We start from the raw sequence: 17887 nt of genomic DNA on the forward strand, positions 1-17887 counted from the left end.
GGAGGAGCGGGGAGGTACGGCGTCCAGGAGGACGAGCGGCGCTGCACCCGGGGAGACGGGCGGCGCGGGTGGGACCCGGGAGCGCGGGTCCCGGCGGTCCGGAGCGGACCGGGGGCCCTCCGCGGCGACCGTGCGGTCACCGCGGAGGGCGGGCCGGATCAGCTGACCCGGTAGTAGCCGTCGAGCTGCATGGCGTTGACGGAGTGGATCTGGGTGCCCTGCGACGGGTTCAGGGCCGAGATCATCTTGCCGCCGCCGATGTAGATGCCCACGTGGCCCCCACCGTTCTGGGAGACGAGGTCGCCGGGCTGCGGGGCGGACACGGGGGTGGCCGCGGCGAACTGGGCCCAGGTGGTGCGGGGCAGGTCGATGCCGTGCTGGGCGAAGACCCACTTGGTGAAGCCGGAGCAGTCCCAGGCGCCGAAGGCGGTGCCGCCGTAGACGTAGGCGCTGCCGATGCCCTGGTGGGCGGTGCCGACGACCCCGCCGGCGGCGGGGGTGATCTCGGCCGTGGTGGTGGACTGCGGGGTGACGCTCGCGGCGGCGGCCTGCTGCGGGGCGGCGGCCGGGGCCTGGTAGGCCGGGGCCGCGGGCTGCGCGGCGACCGGGGCCTGGTAGCCGGACGAGGCGTAGGTGGCCAGCGAGGCGGCGGCCGGGGCCGCGTAGGAGGCCGCGGGGACCTCTGCGTAGGCCTGGGCCGGAGCGATGGAGCCGATGATCGCGGCGCCGGCGGCGGCGGCGATCGTGGTGTTGCGCACGGCGTTCGAGGTGGTCTCGGCGCGGTGGCGGGCAGTGTTCTGCTTGAAAAGCGACATGGGTGAGTTCCTCCCTTTGCCTACGAGGTGAGCTGTCGGATTCGGGTGGGAGACACCCGGCCGCAGAGCGCACGCGCTCTGAACGACTTAACCCCAAGGTCCCGGATCAACCGGGACCGAAAATGGTTCCCCCGCTTCTGCCAAGCAGTTTCTGTGCATTGGCCCCGAGCACCGGCAGAATTCGGCGATGTGCTCGAGGGCGCCGATCCGACCAGTGATCAGCACGAAGTGAACAGTACATGACCGGTTACGGAAGTGTCACGTTTTGATCACGGCCGATAACAGCTTTGCATCGTGGATCGGACAGATAGCCGCGCATTGTGTCCCGGGCGCGTATCAGTGGGGTGCGCCGGCCATCTGTGGAGTCCGGTTCCCGACCCCGGGATTCCGCCGCTCACCAGGCCTTTCGCCGCGGACGGGACCGGACCGGGCGCACTGGCCGAAAGTGGCTTGTGAAGGTGCCCACAACCGTGCTCGGGCGCCTCCGTCCAGGGCCCGAGCGGGGGTGCGGCAGCTCAGGGGGCGATGACGCGGATGGCCGCGGCGGTGCGCACGTCGATCTCCGCGGACCGGCCCGTGGCCGGCACCTCGATCCGCACCCGCTCGCCGTCCACGCGGGCCCGGACCACGGCCCCGGTAAGCACCCCCACGTCGCTCAGCACGCCCAGGAGGGCCGCGTCGGCCTGGACCACCTCCGGCAGCAGGGCCACGGTGTGCGTCCCGTCGGGGACCGTCCGGGCGGCGTCGAGCAGGGACGGGTGACCCGCCGCCGCGGGGCCCTCCTCGACGCCCAGCGCGCCCAGGCCCGGGATCGGCGTGCCGTAGGGCGAGTACCGGGGGCTGTGCAGCAGGTCCACCAGCCTCCGCTCGACCTGCTCGCTCATCACGTGCTCCCACCGGCACGCCTCGTCGTGGACCTGCGCCAGGTCCAGGCCGATGACGTCGGCGAGGAGCCGCTCCGCCAGGCGGTGCTTGCGCATCACCTGCACCGCCCGCTCGCGGCCCCGCTCGGTGAGGACCAGGGACCGGTCGGAGCCCACCGTCAGCAGGCCGTCGCGCTCCATCCGGGACACCGTCTGCGAGACGGTGGGACCCGAGTGGTCGAGTCGCTCGACGATCCGCGCCCGCATGGGCGTGATGCCCTCCTCCTCGAGCTCGAGCACCGTGCGCAGGTACATCTCCGTGGTGTCGATCAGGTCGCTCATGCCTCAGTCATCCTTCGTCCGGCCGTCCGGACCGGGGGTCCCGCCCGGGCCGGTCCTCCCGCACGAGCTTAGTCCGCGCGCCCCGGCGGCGGAGGGGCCCGCGCCCGGGTGGGGCAGAATGGGCCGGGGCCCCGGTCGCGCCCGCGCCCCCGCGCGGCGCCCGCGACCGCCGCCCGTCACCAGCCGCACGTCCGTCACGAGGGAGCGCCCGTTGCCCGCACACGTCACCATCCCCCAGCACCTGCTCCCCGCCGACGGCAGGTTCGGCGCGGGCCCCTCGAAGGTCCGCGCGGAGCAGGTCGAGGCCGTGGCCCGTGCCGGCGCGGCCCTGCTGGGCACCTCCCACCGCCAGGCACCGGTCAAGCAGCTCGTGGGCACGGTGCGGGAGGGGCTGGCGCAGTTCCTCGGCCTGCCCGCCGGCTACGAGGTGCTGCTGGGCCTCGGCGGGGCCACCGCGTTCTGGGACGCCGCCGCCTTCGGGCTGGTCGAGCGCCGGGCCCAGCACCTGACGTTCGGCGAGTTCGGGGCCAAGTTCGCCCAGGTCACGGACGCCGCGCCGTTCCTCGAGGCCTCCTCCGTCGTGCAGTCCCTGCCGGGCACCCGCCCGGAGCCGCGGGCGGAGGAGGGGGTGGACGTCTACGCGTGGCCCCAGAACGAGACGTCCACCGGCGTGGCCGCGCCCGTGCACCGGCCCGCGGGGATCGGGGAGGACGCGCTCGTGCTCGTCGACGCCACCTCGGCGGCGGGCGGAATGGCGGCGGACGTCTCCGCGACGGACGTGTACTACTTCTCCCCGCAGAAGAACCTCGGCTCGGACGGCGGGCTGTGGCTGGGCGCCTTCTCCCCCGCGGCGGTCGAGCGGATCGAGCGGATCGGCGGCTCCGGGCGCTGGATCCCCGACTTCCTGAAGCTCACGGCGGCCCTGGAGAACTCGCGCAAGGACCAGACCTACAACACCCCCGCGCTGGCCACGCTGGTGATGCTCGACGAGCAGCTGCGGTGGCTCAACGGGCAGGGCGGCATGGCGTGGGCCGCCGCCCGCACCAAGGAGTCCTCGGACCTGGTGTACGCGTGGGCGGAGGCCTCGGCCCACGCCGCCCCGTTCGTGCCCCGCCCGGAGGACCGCTCCACCGTCATCACCACGGTGGACTTCGACGGGACCGTGGACGCCGCCGCCGTGGCGGCGGTGCTGCGCGCCCACGGCGTGGTGGACGTCGAGCCCTACCGCAAGCTGGGGCGCAACCAGCTGCGGATCGCCACGTTCGTCTCGATCGAGCCCGACGACGTCGCCCGGCTGCTGCGCTGCATCGACCACGTCGTCGAGCAGCTGCGCGGGACGGGCGGCACCGGACGCTAGCGGGGCTCCTCCGGAGCGGGGTCCCCGGCCGCGGGGCCCTGCGCGCGCAGCCGCAGCCAGAACGGGGCGCCGACCAGGGCCCCGCCGAGCCCCGCCGCCACGGCGACGCCCATGCCCCACCGCGGCCCGAGGGCGTCCGTGATCCAGCCGACCACGGGCGCCCCCACGGGCGTGCCGCCCATGAAGATCGCCATGTAGAGGCTCATCACGCGGCCGCGCATCACCGGCGAGGTGGTCGACTGCACGTAGGCGTTGGCGGTCGTCATGATCGTCAGCGAGGACAGCCCGCACGGGACCAGCCACAGCGCGAACACCGCCAGGGTGGGCGCCGTGGCCGCCCCCAGGCAGCTCAGCGCGAAGACGGCGCTGCCGCCGTAGACGTAGCGCAGCCGGGCGCGGCGCCGCCGGGCCGAGAGGAGGGCGCCCGCCACCGTGCCGACCGCGAGGACTGAGTTGAGCGCCCCGAAGGTCTCCGAGCCGCGGCCGAACTCGGGACCGGCCATGGCCGCCAGGAACACGGCGAAGTTCAGCCCGAAGGTGCCGATGAGGAAGATGGTGACCAGCACCGCCACGATGTCGGGGCGGCTGCCGACGTAGGCGAGGCCCTCCCGGATCTGACCGCGCCCCCGCCCGGAGCGCGGCATCCCGCGCAGCTCCTCGGTGCGGATCGCCAGGATCGCGGCGAGCATGGCGCCGAAGGTGAGGGTGTTGAGCAGGAACACCCAGCCGGACCCGATCGAGGCCACGAGCACGCCGGCCGCGGCGGGCCCGATCATCCGGGCCGCGTTGAACGAGGTCGAGTTCAGCGCCACGGCGTTGGAGAGGTAGTCGTCGTCGACCATCTCGGAGACGAAGGTCTGGCGCACGGGCCCGTCGAGGGTGGAGGCGACGCCCAGGGCCAGCGCGAAGGCGTAGACGAGCCCCAGGCTCGCCACGCCGGAGAGCACGGCCACGCCCAGGCCCGCGGCGAGCGCGGCCATGGCCGTCTGCGTCCACAGCAGCAGGCGCCGCCGGTCCATCCGGTCGGCGAGCACCCCCGCCCAGGGCGCCAGGAAGAGCTGGGGCAGGAACTGCAGGGCGGTCACCACGCCCATGGCGGTGGCGTCGTGGTCCGAGAGCTCGTCGAAGACCAGCCACGACTGGGCCGTGCGCTGCATCCACGTGCCGATGTTGGACACGAGGGCGCCCAGGAACCAGACGCGGAAGTTGCGGAACCGGAACGAGCGGAACATGCCCCGGGCGGGCTCCGGCGGGCCCGCGGCGGCGGTGCTCCCCCGCGGGGCGCTCAGGACCGTTCGCCACCCCGCGACGGCGCGGTGCCGTCCTCGGCGGCGGGCGGCGTGCTGTGCTGCGTGCCGGGGGCCGGCTCCCCGGCGGCGGGTCCCGCGGTGTCCTCGGCCGCGGCCGCGGCGTCCTCCTCGGCGCGCTCCTGCTCCTCCTGGGCCTTCTCCTCGGGGCTCACGCGCTCGGACCAGGGCACCCACTCGGGTGCCAGCAGGGCGTCCTCCCCGGGCAGCAGACCGACCTCGCAGACGGTCACCGCCTTGCTGCGCGGGGCCCGGGCGAGGCTCGCGAACCAGTTCCAGCCGCGGTAGCCGGGCAGGGTGCACTCGAAGAGGTGGACGACCAGCCGGTCCTCCTCGACCGCCACGCGGTGCCCGGGACCGATCTGCGCGGGCCCCGCGATCTGCTCCACCCCGGCGCGGGCGGTCGCGACGTCGGCCACGAGCAGGGCGTCCTGCTTGGGTGCCCGGCGGCGGGGCGCCGGGGACTGGGGTGCTGCGGGCCCCTCGTCGGCGGGCGCGTCCTGGACGGTCTCCTCGGTCACTGCTGGTCTCCCTCGTGGTGGGTGCTCGAAGTCGGGGCCGGGGGTGGGAACCCCCGGCCCGGTGGGCTCAGACGTCCAGGTTGTCGGCCACGGTGCGCAGGATCGCGGCGATCTTCCGGCCGTGCGCGGAGTCCGGGTAGCGGCCCCGGTGCAGCCCGTCGGACATCTCGTCCAGGAGCTTGATGAGGTCCTCGGTGATGACGGCCATCTCCTCGGCGGGCTTGCGGACGTTCTTCGCGATCGACGGGGCCCGGTCCAGGATCCGCGCGGACAGCGCCTGCGCGCCGCGCCGCCCCTGGGCCACCCCGAACTCCATCCGCGTCCCCGGCTTCACCGTGCCGGCGCCGGCGGGCAGCGCCGAGGAGGGCAGGAACACCTCCTGGCCGTCGTCGGTCGCCAGGAAGCCGAAGCCCTTCTTGGAATCGAACCACTTCACCTTGCCGGTGGGCACGCTGTCTCCCTCGTCGTCGTCCTCGTGGAAGGGCGGCCCCGCCGTCCGTGCTGCCGGGCCACCCTGTGGAACCTCCCATTCTAGCCCCGCTCCGGGGCCGGGACGGCCGCCCCGGCGGACGCCGGTGCGGCCGCGGCGGGGCGCCGGGCTTGGTACTTTGGACCCATGCCTGCCCCCGACGACCGTGCCGCCACGCCCGCGGACCGCCCCGCCCGCCGCCCCGGGTTCGACGTCCTCGGCGCCGCCGCGGTCGGACTGGGCCTGGTCTGCGCGGTGTGCCTCGCGCTGCTGCTGGTGCTGAAGGCGCTCGGCGCGGACCCCTGGGACGGGCTGACGGCCATCCCGTGGTTCCTCTTCCCCGTGGCCTTCCTGCTGTTCTGCGCGAGCCTGGTGCGATCCGTGCTGCGCCGGCGCCGGGCCTGACCCGTGCTCCCGGACGGTCTGCTCCGGGACCTCGCGGCCCGCTCCCCCGAGGAGCTGGCCGCGCTGCTCGCCGCGCGGCCCGACGCGGTGCGCCCGGGCACGACGACGACCGCCGAGCTCGCGGAGGCCCTGCTCTCCCGGGCCGGGCTGCGCCGGGCCCTGGACGAGCTCTCCCGGCCCGAGCTGGACGCCCTCGAGCGGGCCGTGGTCCTCGGTCCGCCGGACGGGCCCGCCGGGCGCCTGCTGACCGGCCCGCCCTGGGACCGGCTGCACCGCCTGGTCCTGGTCCACCGGGACGGGGACGTGCTGCGCCTGGTGCCCGGGCTGACGGAGGCCCTGGGCCGGTACCCGGCCGGGCTGGGCCGCCCCCGGCCGGTGCTCGCGGCCCTCGCCGCAGGCCTGCGGGGCACGGGACCCACGGACCCGGGCGGCGCGGCGGCTCCCCCCGCGCCCGAGGATCTCGCGCAGTGGCCCCCGGCGGTGCGGGAGGTGCTCGAGCGGTTCCGGTCCCGGCCCGTGGGGCACCTGCCGGACGCGCTGCGCCGCCCCGACCCGGAGGCCGACCCCGCCGCCCGGCCCGTCGACTGGCTCCTGGCCCGCGGCGTGCTGCTGCCCGTGGACTCCCGCCACGTCGAGCTGCCCCGGGAGACCGGCCTGGCCCTGCGCGGGGGCGACCCCTGGGCCCGTGCCCCGCAGGAGGCGCCCGTGCCGCCCGCCACGCGCGTGCCCGACCGGCTCCGGGACAACGCCGCCGCGGCCGCGGTCGAGCAGCTGCTGCGCCGGCTCGCCGCGCTGCGCGCCGAGCTGCGGGCGCGCCCCCTGAGCACACTGCGCGCCGGCGGAGTCGGCGTGCGCGAGCTGCGCCGGCTGCGCGCCGCACTGGCCCTGGAGCACCCGGAGCTCGTCCGCCTCCTCGGCCTGGCCGAGCTGGCCGGGCTCGTGCTGCTCGACCCGGACACGTCCGCGTGGCGGCCGGCACCGGCGCCGTTCGAGGACGCGGACCGGGCCGGGCAGTGGCTGCACGTGGTGCGGTCGTGGCTCGCCTCCGACGTCGTGCCCTCCGCGGTCGGGCTGCCCCTGGCGGACGGATCGGTCGTGGGGGTCCTCACCCGCGGCGCGCACGCCCCGGAGGCGCCGCCGGTGCGCGGGGCGCTGCTGCGGGCCCACGCCGCGCTCGCCGAGCGCGCACCGGGCGGACACGGCCCGGAGGACGTCCTGGCGCTCGCCCGGTGGCAGCGCCCGCGCCTGGCCCGGTCCCTCGACCGCTGGGGGCCCGGCATGCTGGCGGAGGCGGCCGAGCTCGGGCTCGTGGGCGCCGACGCCCTCACCCCGCCGGGCCGGGAGCTCGCCGCGGGCCGGGCCGAGGAGGCCGCCCGGGCGGTGGCCGGGTGGCTGCCCGCGCCCTCGCGGACGGTGCTGCTGCAGGGCGACCTCACCGCCACGGCCACCGGCTACCTCGACCCGGCCGTGGCCCGCGCCCTGGGCGAGCTCGCGGACGAGGAGGGGCACGGGCCGGCGGCCCGGCACCGCTTCACCGAGCGCTCCCTGCACCGGGCCCTCGACGCCGGCTGGGACCCGGCGTCGATCCTGGCGTGGCTGGCCGAGCACAGCCGGGCTCCGGTGCCGCAGGCCCTGGCCTACCTGGTCGAGGAGGCCGGCCGGGACCACGGCCGGATCCGGATCACCCGGGCCGACTGGGTGCTCACGGGCGAGGAGGACCTGCTCGAGGCGCTCGCCCGGTCCCCGCGGCTGGCCGGGCGTCCGGTGCGCCGGCCCGCCCCGGGGGTGCTCGTGGTCGCCGGGGACCGGGAGCCGACCAGCCGGCGCCGGGAGGCCGGGACGCGCGACGCGGTGCTCGACGAGCTCGTGGCCGCCGTCCGGGCCTCGGGCACGGAACCGGCGGTGGACCCCGGGCGGCCGCAGCCCCCGCCGCGGACCGGCGACGCCGACCCGGTCCTGCTGCTGGAGGTCCCCGCCCCGCGCCACCGCACCCCGTCCCCCGAGGAGGTCGAGGACCTGCTGGTCCGCCTCACGGGCCCGTCCGACCGCACCGACCCCGGAGGAGACCGCGCATGGGACCACTGATCGTCCAGAGCGACCGCACCGTGCTGCTCGAGCTCGACCACGAGGACGCGGACGCGGCACGCCGCGAGCTGGCCGCCTTCGCCGAGCTCGAGCGCGCCCCCGAGCACGTGCACACGTACCGCATCACCCCGCTGGGCCTGTGGAACGCCCGGGCCGCGGGGCTGGACGCCGAGAAGGTGCTGGACGTCCTCCTGACCCGCTCCCGCTTCCCGGTGCCCCACGCGCTGCTCGTGGACATCGACGAGACGATGTCCCGCTACGGCCGGCTCGTGCTCGAGAAGGACCCCGTGCACGGGCTCGTGCTGCGCAGCTCCGACGCCCCCGTCCTCGAGGAGATCGCCCGGCACCGGAAGATCGCCCCGCTGCTGGGCCCGCGGATCGACGGGGCGACCACGGTGGTGCACGCGAGCGCCCGGGGCGAGCTCAAGCAGCTGCTGCTGACCGTGGGCTGGCCGGCCGAGGACCGGGCCGGGTACGTGGACGGCACCCCGCACCCCATCTCCCTGACGGAGACGGACCCCGCGACGGGCGGGGCCTGGGCGCTGCGGCCGTACCAGCGCCACGCGGTGGAGAACTTCTGGGCCGGCGGCAGCGGCGTCGTCGTCCTCCCGTGCGGCGCCGGCAAGACGCTGGTGGGCGCGGGCGTGATGGCCGCGAGCTCGACGACGACGCTCGTGCTGGTCACGAACACGGTCTCCGCACGGCAGTGGAAGGCCGAGCTGCTGCGCCGCACCACCCTCACGGCCGACGAGATCGGCGAGTACTCCGGGGCGGTCAAGGAGGTCCGCCCGGTGACCATCGCCACCTACCAGGTGCTCACCGCCCGCCGCGGCGGGATCCACCCCCACCTGGAGCTGCTCGACGGCCACGACTGGGGGCTCATCGTCTACGACGAGGTGCACCTGCTGCCCGCCCCGGTCTTCCGGATGACCGCCGAGCTGCAGGCCCGGCGCCGGCTGGGCCTGACCGCCACCCTGGTGCGCGAGGACCACCGGGAGGGCGAGGTGTTCTCCCTGATCGGCCCGAAGCGCTACGACGCCCCATGGCGGGAGATCGAGGCGCAGGGTCACATCGCCCCCGCGGACTGCGTCGAGGTCCGGGTGGAGCTGCCCGTCGGGGACCGGATGGCCTACGCCTCCGCGGAGGACGCCGACCGGCACCGCCTCGCCTCGTCCTCCGCGCACAAGCTCGACGTCGTGGCCCGGCTCGTGGCCCGCCACCGCGGGGAGCCGGTGCTCGTCATCGGGCAGTTCCTGGACCAGCTCGACGAGCTGGGCGCGCTGCTCGGCGCCCCGGTGCTCAAGGGCAGCACCGGCACCGCGCGCCGCGAACGGCTCTTCGCGGCGTTCCGGGCGGGCGAGCTGCCCGTGCTGGTGGTCTCCAAGGTGGCGAACTTCTCGGTCGACCTGCCGGAGGCCTCCGTGGCGGTCCAGGTCTCGGGGGCGTTCGGCTCGCGCCAGGAGGAGGCCCAGCGCCTGGGCCGGCTGCTGCGGCCCAAGCGGGACGGCCGCCCGGCCACGTTCTACACCGTGGTGGCCCGGGACACCGTGGACGCCGACTACGCCGCCAGGCGCCGCCGGTTCCTGGCGGAGCAGGGCTACGCCTACCGGATCCTCGACGCCGCCGACCTCGCCGCCCCCGGGGAACTCCCCGGGGACCGGTGAGCTCCGTTCAGTGGGTTCTCAGGGTCTTCCGAGAAACTGGGGTGGTGAAGAACGAGAACCCCGAAGCGAAACTGCTCGTCGTCGACGACGAGCCCAACATCCTCGAGCTGCTGGCCACGTCCCTGCGCTTCGCCGGCTTCGAGGTGGTCACCGCCACCAACGGCCGTGACGCCCTGGCCAAGGCGGAGTCCGAGAACCCGGACCTCGCCGTGCTCGACGTCATGCTCCCGGACCTGGACGGCTTCTCGGTCACCCGCAAGCTGCGCGCGGCCGGGCGGCACTTCCCGATCCTCTTCCTGACCGCCAAGGACGAGACGGAGGACAAGGTCACGGGCCTGACCGTGGGCGGCGACGACTACGTCACCAAGCCCTTCAGCCTCGACGAGGTGGTGGCCCGCATCCGCGCGGTGCTGCGCCGCACCCAGCCAGCCGAGGAGGACGACTCGCGCCTGCGCGTGGACGATCTCGTCCTCGACGACGACGCGCACGAGGTCTTCCGCGGCGAGCGCGAGATCGACCTGTCCCCCACCGAGTTCAAGCTGCTGCGCTACCTCATGCTCAACCCGAACCGGGTGCTGTCCAAGGCTCAGATCCTCGACCACGTCTGGGAGTACGACTTCAACGGGGACGCCTCCATCGTGGAGTCCTACATCTCCTACCTGCGGCGCAAGATCGACAACGACCCCGAGCTGCCCCCGCTGATCCACACCAAGCGCGGCGTCGGGTACCTCCTGCGGTCCTCGCAGAAGAACCACTGACCCGGTCCCGGGATGCAGACCCTGTCCTCCCGGTGGCGCTCGGCCTCGCTGCGCTCGCAGCTGATGGTCCTCACGGGCCTGCTCCTCGCGCTGTCCATCCTGGTGACCAGCTTCGTGGCGATCTCGGTGCTGCGCGGCTCGATGCTCAAGGACATCGACGAGGACCTGCACAAGTCCGTCCGGATGGTCTCCTCCGTGCTCGTGGCGGACCTGCAGGGCGAGAAGGCCGACCAAGTCCCGCACGTGGGCTACCTGCTGGACGCCGAGGGCACCGTGGTGGCCCGGGCGGTGAACACGCCCGACGGCGTGCAGACCCTGCGCCCCGACCTGTCGAAGGTCGACCTCGACTACGTGCAGGAGCATCCCTTCGAGCCGACGACCGTGGGCTCCGTGGGCGCCCCGGACCGCCGCTGGCGGGTGCTCGCCGCCAAGCCGCAGCAGCTGGACGTGGTCGTGGCCGTCGCGGAGCCGCTCGACGACACGGACGCCATGCTCAGCGCGGTGACCCTGCTGACCCTCAGCTTCGGGATGGCGACCCTCTTCGCGGCGATGGCCGTCGGCTGGGTGCTGGTCACGCGCGCGTTCGCGCCGCTGCACCAGGTCGAGCAGACCGCCGCCCGGATCGCCGAGGGCGACCTCTCCCAACGTATGGAGGGCTACAACCGGCAGACAGAGGTGGGCCAGCTCTCGGCGTCCCTCAACGCGATGCTCGGCCACATCGAGGACGCCTTCGAGGCCCGGACGCGCTCCGAGGGGAAGCTGCGCCGGTTCGTGGCCGACGCCTCCCACGAGCTGCGCACGCCCCTGGTCACCATCCGCGGGTACTCGGAGCTCTACCGGCACGGCGCCCTGCAGAACCCCGAGGACGTGGGCAGCGCGATGGCCCGGATCGAGTCCGAGGCCAAGCGGATGACGCAGCTCGTCGAGGACCTGCTGATGCTCGCCCGGCTCGACGAGCGGCGCCCCGCCGAGAACGTCGACGTGGACCTGCTCCACCTCGCCTTCGACGCCGCCGGGGACGCCCGCGCCTCCGCCCCCGAGCGGAGGATCGAGGTCGAGGGCCTGCGGGGCGGGGCGCCCACCTCGGCGTGGGTGCACGGCGACGAGTCACGGCTGCGCCAGGTCGTGGCCAACCTCGTGACCAACGCCCTGCGCTACACCCCGGACGGCAGCCCCATCGAGATCGCGGTGGGCGTGGAGCACAGCGTGGACGAGACGTCCAGCGCCGTCCTGCAGGTGCGCGACCACGGCCCCGGCATCCATGGCGAGGACGCGGAGCGCGTCTTCGAGCGCTTCTACCGCGCCGACTCCTCCCGCACCCGGGAGACCGGCGGCACGGGCCTGGGCCTGTCCATCGTGGCCGCGATCGTCCAGCAGCACGACGGCACGGTGCACCTGAGCGAGACGCCGGGCGGCGGGGCCACGATGACCGTGCGCCTCCCGGGCATCGAGCGCGCCGACGACGCCCCGGAGATCTGAGCGGGCCCCTCAGGCCTCGTCGGTGCCCTGGTGGAAGCGCAGCTGCCAGGGACCGAGCTCGGTGCGGGAGTCCTCCCGCACCCACAGGGAGCTGCGCAGGCTCGTGCGGTCCCCCGCGACGAGACGGTAGACCAGGTGCACGGCGGAGGAGCCGAGCTCGGTGGCCGACAGGACGTGCACGTCCACCGGGCCGAGCCCCGGCTCGCGGGGCATCCGCTCGAGGACCTCGTCCCGGGAGCACCACGCCCCGGAGGCCCCGACCTCGGCGAAGGACTCGTGCAGGAGCTGGCCCAGCCGGCCGGCGTCGGCGCGCACGTCCTGGCGCAGCAGGTCCCGCTCGAGGGCCTGGACCGTCTCCGCCGCCGACCGGCCGCGGGCGAGCTCCTCCTCGTGGGCGAGCAGCTCGCTCAGCAGGTCGGGGTCGTGGCGGTCCTCGAGCGCGTCGGGCTGGGGGACACGGCCGGGCGAGGGAGCCCGTCCCGATGAGGCGGACCGGGCCGGCTCCGGGACGGACGACGGGGCGCCGCCGGTCGCGGGTCCGTCGCCGGGAGCGGGGCCGCGGGCCGGGGTGCTCCCGGCCCCCGGGAAGCCGGGGCCCTCCGGCGCGGGCCGGCCGGTCTGGAACGCGGTGGCGACCGCGCGGGCGCGGACGTCGGCGGCCTCGTTGAGCTCGTGCCCGGCGTGGCCCTTGACCCACTCGAAGCGCACGTCCCGGCCGGCCATGGCGGCGTCCAGGGCCCGCATGAGCTCCACGTTGAGGACCGGCTTGCCGTCCTTCTTCTTCCAGCCCTTCTTCTTCCAGCCGGGCATCCACTTGGTGATCGAGTTGATGACGTACTGGCTGTCGCACAGGACCCGCAGGGGCTCGTCGGGGCGGTGGGCCGTGGACTCGAGCAGGTCCAGCACGGCCTTGAGCTCGCCCATGTTGTTGGTGCCGTGGGGCCAGCCGCCGGCCCGCCAGGTGTCGTCGTCGATGTACCAGGCCCACCCGGCGGGACCGGGATTGCCCAGGGCGGAGCCGTCGGCGGCAGCAGTGATCGTCATGGACTCCATCTTTTCACGGCCTCCGGAGCACCCCGGACCGCGCCGTGGACCGCGCCTCGGACCGCGCCGTGGACCGGTCAGTCGCCGGAATCGCCCTCGAGCCGCTGCTGGGAGACCTCGAGCACCCCGGCCACCGCGGAGAGCTGCACCGCGGCCGTGCGCAGGTCGGTCTTGCCCTCGAGCCGCAGCAGGAGGTCCACCTCGGGGGCCTCCGGTCCGTCGATCCGGCGGCTGGAGACGACCGAGGCGCTGAGCTGGAGCTCGTCGACGACGGCCAGCACCTCGCGCAGCACCCCGCGGCCGTCCGCGTAGCGCAGGCGCAGGCCCTGCGGAGCCACGATCCGGGGCAGCCGGCGGGACAGGGGGGTCAGGGCGACGGCGGAGAGCAGGTGCAGGCCGGTCGCGGCGACCGCAAGAGGCACCAGCCCGGCCCCGCAGGCCATTCCGATGGCGGCGGCGAGCCAGATGCTCGCGGCCGTGGTCAGTCCGTGCACCACGTCCCGGTTGGTGAAGATCACGCCCGCCCCCAGGAAGCCGATGCCGGTCACGATCTGGGCCGCCACGCGGGAGGGGTCCGGGCCGGCGTCGATGCCGGGCAGCGCCCCGAAGCCGTAGGCGGAGACCAGGGTGAAGACGGCCGAGCCCGTGCCGACGAGGGCGTGGGTGCGCAGCCCGGCGCTCTTGCGCCGCAGCCGCCGCTCCAGGCCCACGAGCGCGGTGAGCCCGAAGGCCGTGGAGACCAGGGCGAGCTGGACCGGGACCGGGCCCCAGTCGACGAAGTCCATGCCTCCTCCTTCACGCTGGTGAACCGATTGAACACCATGTCACCCGTGCGCGGAACGGCTCCACCGCGCGGACCGGGCGACGACGACGGGCCGGGCACCCCGCGAGGGGTGCCCGGCCCGTGCCGGATGCGTGGGTCGCACGCTCGACGGGTCAGCCGTCGATCACATCATGCCGCCCATGCCGCCCATGCCGTCGTCGGCACCGGCGCCGGCGCCCGCGGGCTCCGGCTTGTCGGCCACGACGGCCTCGGTGGTGAGGAACAGCCCGGCGATGGACGCCGCGTTCTGCAGCGCCGAGCGGGTGACCTTGACCGGGTCGTTGATGCCCGCGGCCATCAGGTCCTCGTACTCGCCGGTGGCGGCGTTGAGGCCGTGGCCCAGCGGCAGGCCGCGGACCTTGTCCACGACGACGCCGGCCTCGAGGCCCGAGTTGGTGGCGATCTGCTTGAGCGGGGCGTCGATGGCGACCTTGACGATGTTCGCGCCGGTCGCCTCGTCACCGGTGAGCTCCAGCTTCTCGAAGGCCTGCTTGCCGGCCTGGATCAGGGCGACGCCACCGCCGGCGACGATGCCCTCCTCCACGGCCGCCTTCGCGTTGCGCACGGCGTCCTCGATGCGGTGCTTGCGCTCCTTGAGCTCGACCTCCGTGGCGGCACCGGCCTTGAGCACGGCCACGCCGCCGGCCAGCTTGGCCAGGCGCTCCTGCAGCTTCTCGCGGTCGTAGTCCGAGTCCGAGTTGTTGATCTCGGCGCGGATCTGGGCCACGCGGCCCTCGATCTCCTCGGCGGTGCCGGCGCCGTCGACGATGGTGGTCTCGTCCTTGGTCACGACGACCTTGCGGGCCTGGCCCAGCAGGTCCACGGTGGCGGTCTCGAGGGAGAGCCCGACCTCCTCGGTGATGACCTGGCCGCCGGTGAGGATGGCGATGTCGGCCAGCTGCGCCTTGCGGCGGTCGCCGAAGCCGGGGGCCTTGACGGCCACGGACTTGATGGAGCCGCGCATCTTGTTGAGCACCAGCAGGGCCAGGGCCTCGCCCTCGACGTCCTCGGAGATGATCAGCAGCGGCTTGCCGGCCTGCATGACCTTCTCGAGCACGGGGACCAGGTCCTTGACCGCGGAGATCTTGGAGTTGACCACGAGGATGTAGGGGTCCTCGAGGACGGCCTCCTGGCGGTCCGCGTCGGTGACGAAGTAGCCGGAGAGGTAGCCCTTGTCGAAGCGCATGCCCTCGGTCAGCTCGAGGTCCAGCCCGAAGGTGTTGGACTCCTCGACCGTGATCACGCCCTCCTTGCCGACCTTCTCCATCGCCTGGGCGATGAGGCGGCCGATCTCGGGGTCACCGGCGGAGATCGACGCCGTGGCGGCGATCTGCTCCTCGGTCTCGACCTCCTTGGCGGAGGACAGCAGCTCCTCGGTCACCGCGGCGACGGCCTTCTCGATGCCGCGCTTGAGGCTCAGCGGGTCGGCGCCGGCGGCCACGTTGCGCAGGCCCTCCTTGACGAGCGCCTGGGCGAGGACGGTGGCGGTGGTGGTGCCGTCGCCGGCGATGTCGTCGGTCTTCTTGGCGACCTCCTTGACGAGCTCGGCGCCGATCTTCTCGTAGGGCTCCTCGAGCTCGATCTCCTTGGCGATGGAGACGCCGTCGTTGGTGATCGTGGGGGCGCCCCAGGCCTTCTCGAGGACCACGTTGCGCCCGCGCGGGCCGAGGGTGACCTTGACGGCGTCGGCCAGGGTGTTCAGACCCCGCTCGAGACCGCGGCGCGCCTCTTCGTCGAAAGCAATCATCTTTGCCATGTGACTTCGTCCCTCCTGGACGGTAGACAAACGGTCGACCTCCACGGTGCCCGCGACGGACGGCGCGCGCGGCGGCGGGCTCTTCCCGACGCCGCACGGCACCTCACCGTGGTGGTTGAGGTGTCACTCCTGTGCCGGTGGCTGCCCGGGCCGGGCCGGGGACCGACCCCTTAGCAGTCCACACGACTGAGTGCTAATCGCAATCTTGGCACTCGTCCGGGGAGAGTGCAAACCCCCTGAGCGGATGTCGCTCAGCTCTGCCACTCCTCGCGCAGCACGCCGTAGACCATGCGGTCGTAGTACTCGCCGCGGACCTTGCGGGCCCTGCGGATCCGGGCCTCCTCCGTGAAGCCCAGCTTCGTGGCCACGCGGCACATGCCCACGTTGCCGCTCCAGGTCTCGAGGTCGAGCCGGTGGGAGTCGGAGCGGGCGAAGAGGTGGTCGGTCCACAGCCGCACGGCCTCGGTGCCGTAGCCGCCGCTCCAGTGCTCCGGGGAGTAGACGGTGATGCCCAGGGAGCGCAGCGGCACCAGGTGCGTGCCGTCCCCGGGGTCCTCGGTCGGCTTCTCCGACCAGTACCAGGAGACCTGCCCGATGAACCGGCCGGTGGCGGCGTCCGCGATCACCATGGTCTCCCGCAGGTCCGGCCAGTCCTGGGCCGTCACGTGCTCGCGCAGGGTGGTGAGCCAGCGCTGGGCGCCCTCCGCGGTGAAGTTCGGGTAGAACGGCCCGTCGGTGCGCTGCCACTCGTGCTCGCCGCCGCCCTCGGGGGGCATGATCCACGTCTCGTACGCGGCGAGGTCCTCCTCGGTCCAGTCGCGGAGGTGGACTCTGCTGCCTTCGATCTGCACGGTGCTTCCTTCCGGGGGCGTCGGGGTCGGGGTGCGCGGGGCGCCGAGGGCGGGCCCCGTCAGGGCCCCGGGGAGGACACGGCCGGGGCCGGCGCGCGGTCCCCGGCTCCCTCGAGGAACGAGTACGCCCCCACGCCGAGGGTCAGCAGGCCGGCCACGACGATCGCGGTCAGCTCCCGGGTGCCCACCCGGACGGTCGGCCGCAGACCGCGGTGGGCGCCCTGGCGCGGGCCGTCCTCGGGGACGGCGTCGAACTCGTCGGGCGGGTACTGGCTCATCAGAGGTCTCCGCGCTGCCGGCGCAGCCGGGCGACGAGCATCGGGTCGTGCTCGAGGGCGGCGCGGGTGTCGATCAGGACGTTGAGCCGCTGGTAGTAGCGGGTGGGCGAGAGCCCCAGCCGGCGCCGGATCTCCATCTCCTTGGCCCCCTGGTACTTCCACTGCAGGTTCTCGATCGCCAGGATCTCCCGGTCGGTCTCGCCGAGCCCGGCGCCGGCCGGCCGCTCCTCCGGGGCCGCTCCCCCGCCGGGGGCCGGTTCCTCGCCGGGGGCCGGTTCCTCGCCGGGCACCGCGTCCTGATCGGGCACCGTTTCCTCCCCGCTCACCGCGTCTCGGCCCGGGGCCGCACCGAGACGGTGGTCAGCACCGCGTCCTCGCCGGCGTCCACGACCGCGCGCACCGCCGCCGCCACGGACTCCGGACGGATGTAGCGCTCGGGGACGTACTCGTTGCCCAGGCTCGCCTGGATGTCCCGCTGCATCTGCGTGTCCACCGGTCCGGGGTGCACCGAGCTCACCACGATCCCGTCCGCCTCCACCTCCTGGCGCAGGGAGTCGGCGAGCGCCCGCAGGGCGAACTTCGAGGCCGCGTAGACGGCGTCGCCGGCGCGGGCGGTGAACCCGGAGCCCGAGTTGAGGAACACGACCGTGCCGCGCGCCGCGCGCAGGGCGGGCAGCAGGAGCCGGGTCAGCTCCGCCGGGGCCACGACGTTGAGCTCCAGCTGGGCCTGCCAGTCGTCCACCGAGGCCGCGGCCACGGTGGTGCGCCCGGCGAGGGCCGCGGAGTGGACGAGGACGTCGACCCGGTCGAGGTCCTCCACCACGGCGGGCAGCCCGGCGAGGTCGGCGAGGTCCGCGGCGCGGACGGTGACGTGAGGCAGATCGGCCAGCTCGGCCAGCCGGCCGGGATCACGGCCCAGGGCCAGGACGTCGTGGTCCCGGGCCAGGTCCGCCACGCACGCGCGGCCGATGCCTCCGGTGGCCCCGGTGACGACGGCGCGGGGTCGGGTCTCGGTGCGGGAAGCGCTCATGCGCCCACTCTAGCCAGACCCCGGCCGGTCCCGCCCGCCC

At 74.5% G+C, this 17887-nt stretch carries 18 protein-coding genes and 1 riboswitch; of the genes, 6 read left to right on the plus strand and 12 right to left on the minus strand.

The window, feature by feature from the left end; translation table 11 throughout:
- Nucleotides 1-158: 158 nt before the first annotated feature.
- Both RE027_RS10045 and RE027_RS10050 read right to left on the minus strand, forming a co-directional pair.
- The gene (locus RE027_RS10045; protein ID WP_368808116.1) at nucleotides 159-815 is read right to left on the minus strand and encodes a C40 family peptidase; all 657 of its coding nucleotides are present in this window, start codon (nucleotides 813-815) and stop codon (nucleotides 159-161) included.
- 5 nt (nucleotides 816-820) lie between these two features.
- A riboswitch (cyclic di-AMP (ydaO/yuaA leader) is annotated at nucleotides 821-1010 on the minus strand.
- A 320-nt stretch (nucleotides 1011-1330) separates the two neighbouring features.
- Nucleotides 1331-2020 carry a metal-dependent transcriptional regulator gene (locus RE027_RS10050; protein ID WP_368808117.1) on the minus strand — a complete coding sequence of 230 codons (690 nt, stop codon included), beginning with the start codon at nucleotides 2018-2020 and terminating at the stop codon, nucleotides 1331-1333.
- A 211-nt stretch (nucleotides 2021-2231) separates the two neighbouring features.
- Between RE027_RS10050 and serC the strand changes: the two genes are divergently transcribed.
- Nucleotides 2232-3377, plus strand: a complete 1146-nt coding sequence (gene serC, locus RE027_RS10055) for a phosphoserine transaminase (RefSeq protein ID WP_368808118.1) — start codon at nucleotides 2232-2234, stop codon at nucleotides 3375-3377.
- Here the strand turns inward: serC and RE027_RS10060 are convergent.
- The 3 genes from RE027_RS10060 to RE027_RS10070 all read right to left on the minus strand — a co-directional run bounded on the left by RE027_RS10060 (nucleotide 3374) and on the right by RE027_RS10070 (nucleotide 5656).
- Nucleotides 3374-4609, minus strand: a complete 1236-nt coding sequence (locus RE027_RS10060) for an MFS transporter (protein WP_368808119.1) — start codon at nucleotides 4607-4609, stop codon at nucleotides 3374-3376. The two genes, serC and RE027_RS10060, sit on opposite strands and share 4 nt — an antisense overlap.
- A gap of 53 nt (nucleotides 4610-4662) precedes the next feature.
- Entirely contained in the window at nucleotides 4663-5205 is a 543-nt protein-coding gene (locus RE027_RS10065; RefSeq protein WP_368808120.1) for a DUF3027 domain-containing protein, read from the minus strand.
- 67 nt (nucleotides 5206-5272) lie between these two features.
- Nucleotides 5273-5656 (minus strand): cold-shock protein, encoded by a 384-nt coding sequence (locus RE027_RS10070; protein ID WP_368808121.1) that lies wholly within the window; start codon nucleotides 5654-5656, stop codon nucleotides 5273-5275.
- A 165-nt stretch (nucleotides 5657-5821) separates the two neighbouring features.
- Here RE027_RS10070 and RE027_RS10075 point away from each other — a divergent pair, with 165 nt between their 5' ends.
- From RE027_RS10075 to RE027_RS10095, 5 genes are read left to right on the plus strand one after another with little or no spacing between them, the layout of a single operon-like run.
- Complete coding sequence (locus tag RE027_RS10075; RefSeq protein WP_368808122.1) at nucleotides 5822-6079, plus strand: hypothetical protein; 258 nt, start codon at nucleotides 5822-5824, stop codon at nucleotides 6077-6079.
- A 3-nt stretch (nucleotides 6080-6082) separates the two neighbouring features.
- On the plus strand, nucleotides 6083-8164 hold the full coding sequence (locus RE027_RS10080; RefSeq protein ID WP_368808123.1) for a helicase-associated domain-containing protein: 2082 nt from the start codon (nucleotides 6083-6085) through the stop codon (nucleotides 8162-8164).
- A complete protein-coding gene (locus tag RE027_RS10085; RefSeq protein WP_368808124.1) occupies nucleotides 8152-9828 on the plus strand; it encodes a DNA repair helicase XPB in 1677 nt (558 codons plus the stop codon). The genes RE027_RS10080 and RE027_RS10085 overlap by 13 nt, the downstream gene beginning before the upstream one ends.
- 44 nt (nucleotides 9829-9872) lie before the next feature.
- Nucleotides 9873-10586 (plus strand): response regulator transcription factor, encoded by a 714-nt coding sequence (locus tag RE027_RS10090; RefSeq protein WP_368808125.1) that lies wholly within the window; start codon nucleotides 9873-9875, stop codon nucleotides 10584-10586.
- Nucleotides 10587-10598: 12 nt separating this feature from the next.
- Nucleotides 10599-12065, plus strand: coding sequence for a sensor histidine kinase (locus RE027_RS10095; RefSeq protein ID WP_368808126.1), 1467 nt, complete (start codon nucleotides 10599-10601; stop codon nucleotides 12063-12065).
- A gap of 9 nt (nucleotides 12066-12074) precedes the next feature.
- Here the strand turns inward: RE027_RS10095 and RE027_RS10100 are convergent, their stop codons facing one another.
- From RE027_RS10100 to RE027_RS10130, 7 genes are all read right to left on the minus strand, one after another.
- Nucleotides 12075-13109, minus strand: coding sequence for an RNase H family protein (locus RE027_RS10100; RefSeq protein WP_368808127.1), 1035 nt, complete (start codon nucleotides 13107-13109; stop codon nucleotides 12075-12077).
- Between the two features lie 77 nt (nucleotides 13110-13186).
- On the minus strand, nucleotides 13187-13894 hold the full coding sequence (locus RE027_RS10105) for an MgtC/SapB family protein (RefSeq protein ID WP_368808128.1): 708 nt from the start codon (nucleotides 13892-13894) through the stop codon (nucleotides 13187-13189).
- A 162-nt stretch (nucleotides 13895-14056) separates the two neighbouring features.
- Entirely contained in the window at nucleotides 14057-15688 is a 1632-nt protein-coding gene (groL, locus tag RE027_RS10110; protein WP_368808129.1) for a chaperonin GroEL, read from the minus strand.
- Nucleotides 15689-15939: 251 nt separating this feature from the next.
- Nucleotides 15940-16539 carry a GNAT family N-acetyltransferase gene (locus RE027_RS10115; RefSeq protein WP_368808130.1) on the minus strand — a complete coding sequence of 200 codons (600 nt, stop codon included), beginning with the start codon at nucleotides 16537-16539 and terminating at the stop codon, nucleotides 15940-15942.
- 59 nt (nucleotides 16540-16598) lie between these two features.
- The gene (locus tag RE027_RS10120) at nucleotides 16599-16817 is read right to left on the minus strand and encodes a hypothetical protein (RefSeq protein WP_368808131.1); all 219 of its coding nucleotides are present in this window, start codon (nucleotides 16815-16817) and stop codon (nucleotides 16599-16601) included.
- Entirely contained in the window at nucleotides 16817-17125 is a 309-nt protein-coding gene (locus RE027_RS10125) for a DUF3263 domain-containing protein (RefSeq protein WP_368808132.1), read from the minus strand. Before RE027_RS10125 ends, RE027_RS10120 begins: the two co-directional genes overlap by 1 nt.
- Before the next feature lie 14 nt (nucleotides 17126-17139).
- Nucleotides 17140-17847, minus strand: coding sequence for an SDR family oxidoreductase (locus RE027_RS10130; protein ID WP_368808133.1), 708 nt, complete (start codon nucleotides 17845-17847; stop codon nucleotides 17140-17142).
- Between the last annotated feature and the right edge of the window lie 40 nt (nucleotides 17848-17887).

It is taken from the genome of Kocuria sabuli, assembly GCF_040981185.1.
GTDB classification, from domain to species: Bacteria; Actinomycetota; Actinomycetes; order Actinomycetales; family Micrococcaceae; genus Kocuria; species Kocuria sabuli.

What these genes read in the sequence shown, in the direction of transcription:
- RE027_RS10105 (WP_368808128.1), bottom strand. Translation starts at nt 13,894, where the DNA reads ATGGACTTCGTCGACTGGGGCCCGGTCCCGGTCCAGCTCGCCCTGGTC.
- RE027_RS10130 (WP_368808133.1), bottom strand. Translation starts at nt 17,847, where the DNA reads ATGAGCGCTTCCCGCACCGAGACCCGACCCCGCGCCGTCGTCACCGGG.
- RE027_RS10075 (WP_368808122.1), top strand. Translation starts at nt 5,822, where the DNA reads ATGCCTGCCCCCGACGACCGTGCCGCCACGCCCGCGGACCGCCCCGCC.
- RE027_RS10085 (WP_368808124.1), top strand. Translation starts at nt 8,152, where the DNA reads ATGGGACCACTGATCGTCCAGAGCGACCGCACCGTGCTGCTCGAGCTC.
- RE027_RS10045 (WP_368808116.1), bottom strand. Translation starts at nt 815, where the DNA reads ATGTCGCTTTTCAAGCAGAACACTGCCCGCCACCGCGCCGAGACCACC.
- RE027_RS10100 (WP_368808127.1), bottom strand. Translation starts at nt 13,109, where the DNA reads ATGACGATCACTGCTGCCGCCGACGGCTCCGCCCTGGGCAATCCCGGT.
- RE027_RS10095 (WP_368808126.1), top strand. Translation starts at nt 10,599, where the DNA reads ATGCAGACCCTGTCCTCCCGGTGGCGCTCGGCCTCGCTGCGCTCGCAG.
- RE027_RS10060 (WP_368808119.1), bottom strand. Translation starts at nt 4,609, where the DNA reads ATGTTCCGCTCGTTCCGGTTCCGCAACTTCCGCGTCTGGTTCCTGGGC.
- RE027_RS10050 (WP_368808117.1), bottom strand. Translation starts at nt 2,020, where the DNA reads ATGAGCGACCTGATCGACACCACGGAGATGTACCTGCGCACGGTGCTC.
- groL (WP_368808129.1), bottom strand. Translation starts at nt 15,688, where the DNA reads ATGGCAAAGATGATTGCTTTCGACGAAGAGGCGCGCCGCGGTCTCGAG.
- RE027_RS10120 (WP_368808131.1), bottom strand. Translation starts at nt 16,817, where the DNA reads ATGAGCCAGTACCCGCCCGACGAGTTCGACGCCGTCCCCGAGGACGGC.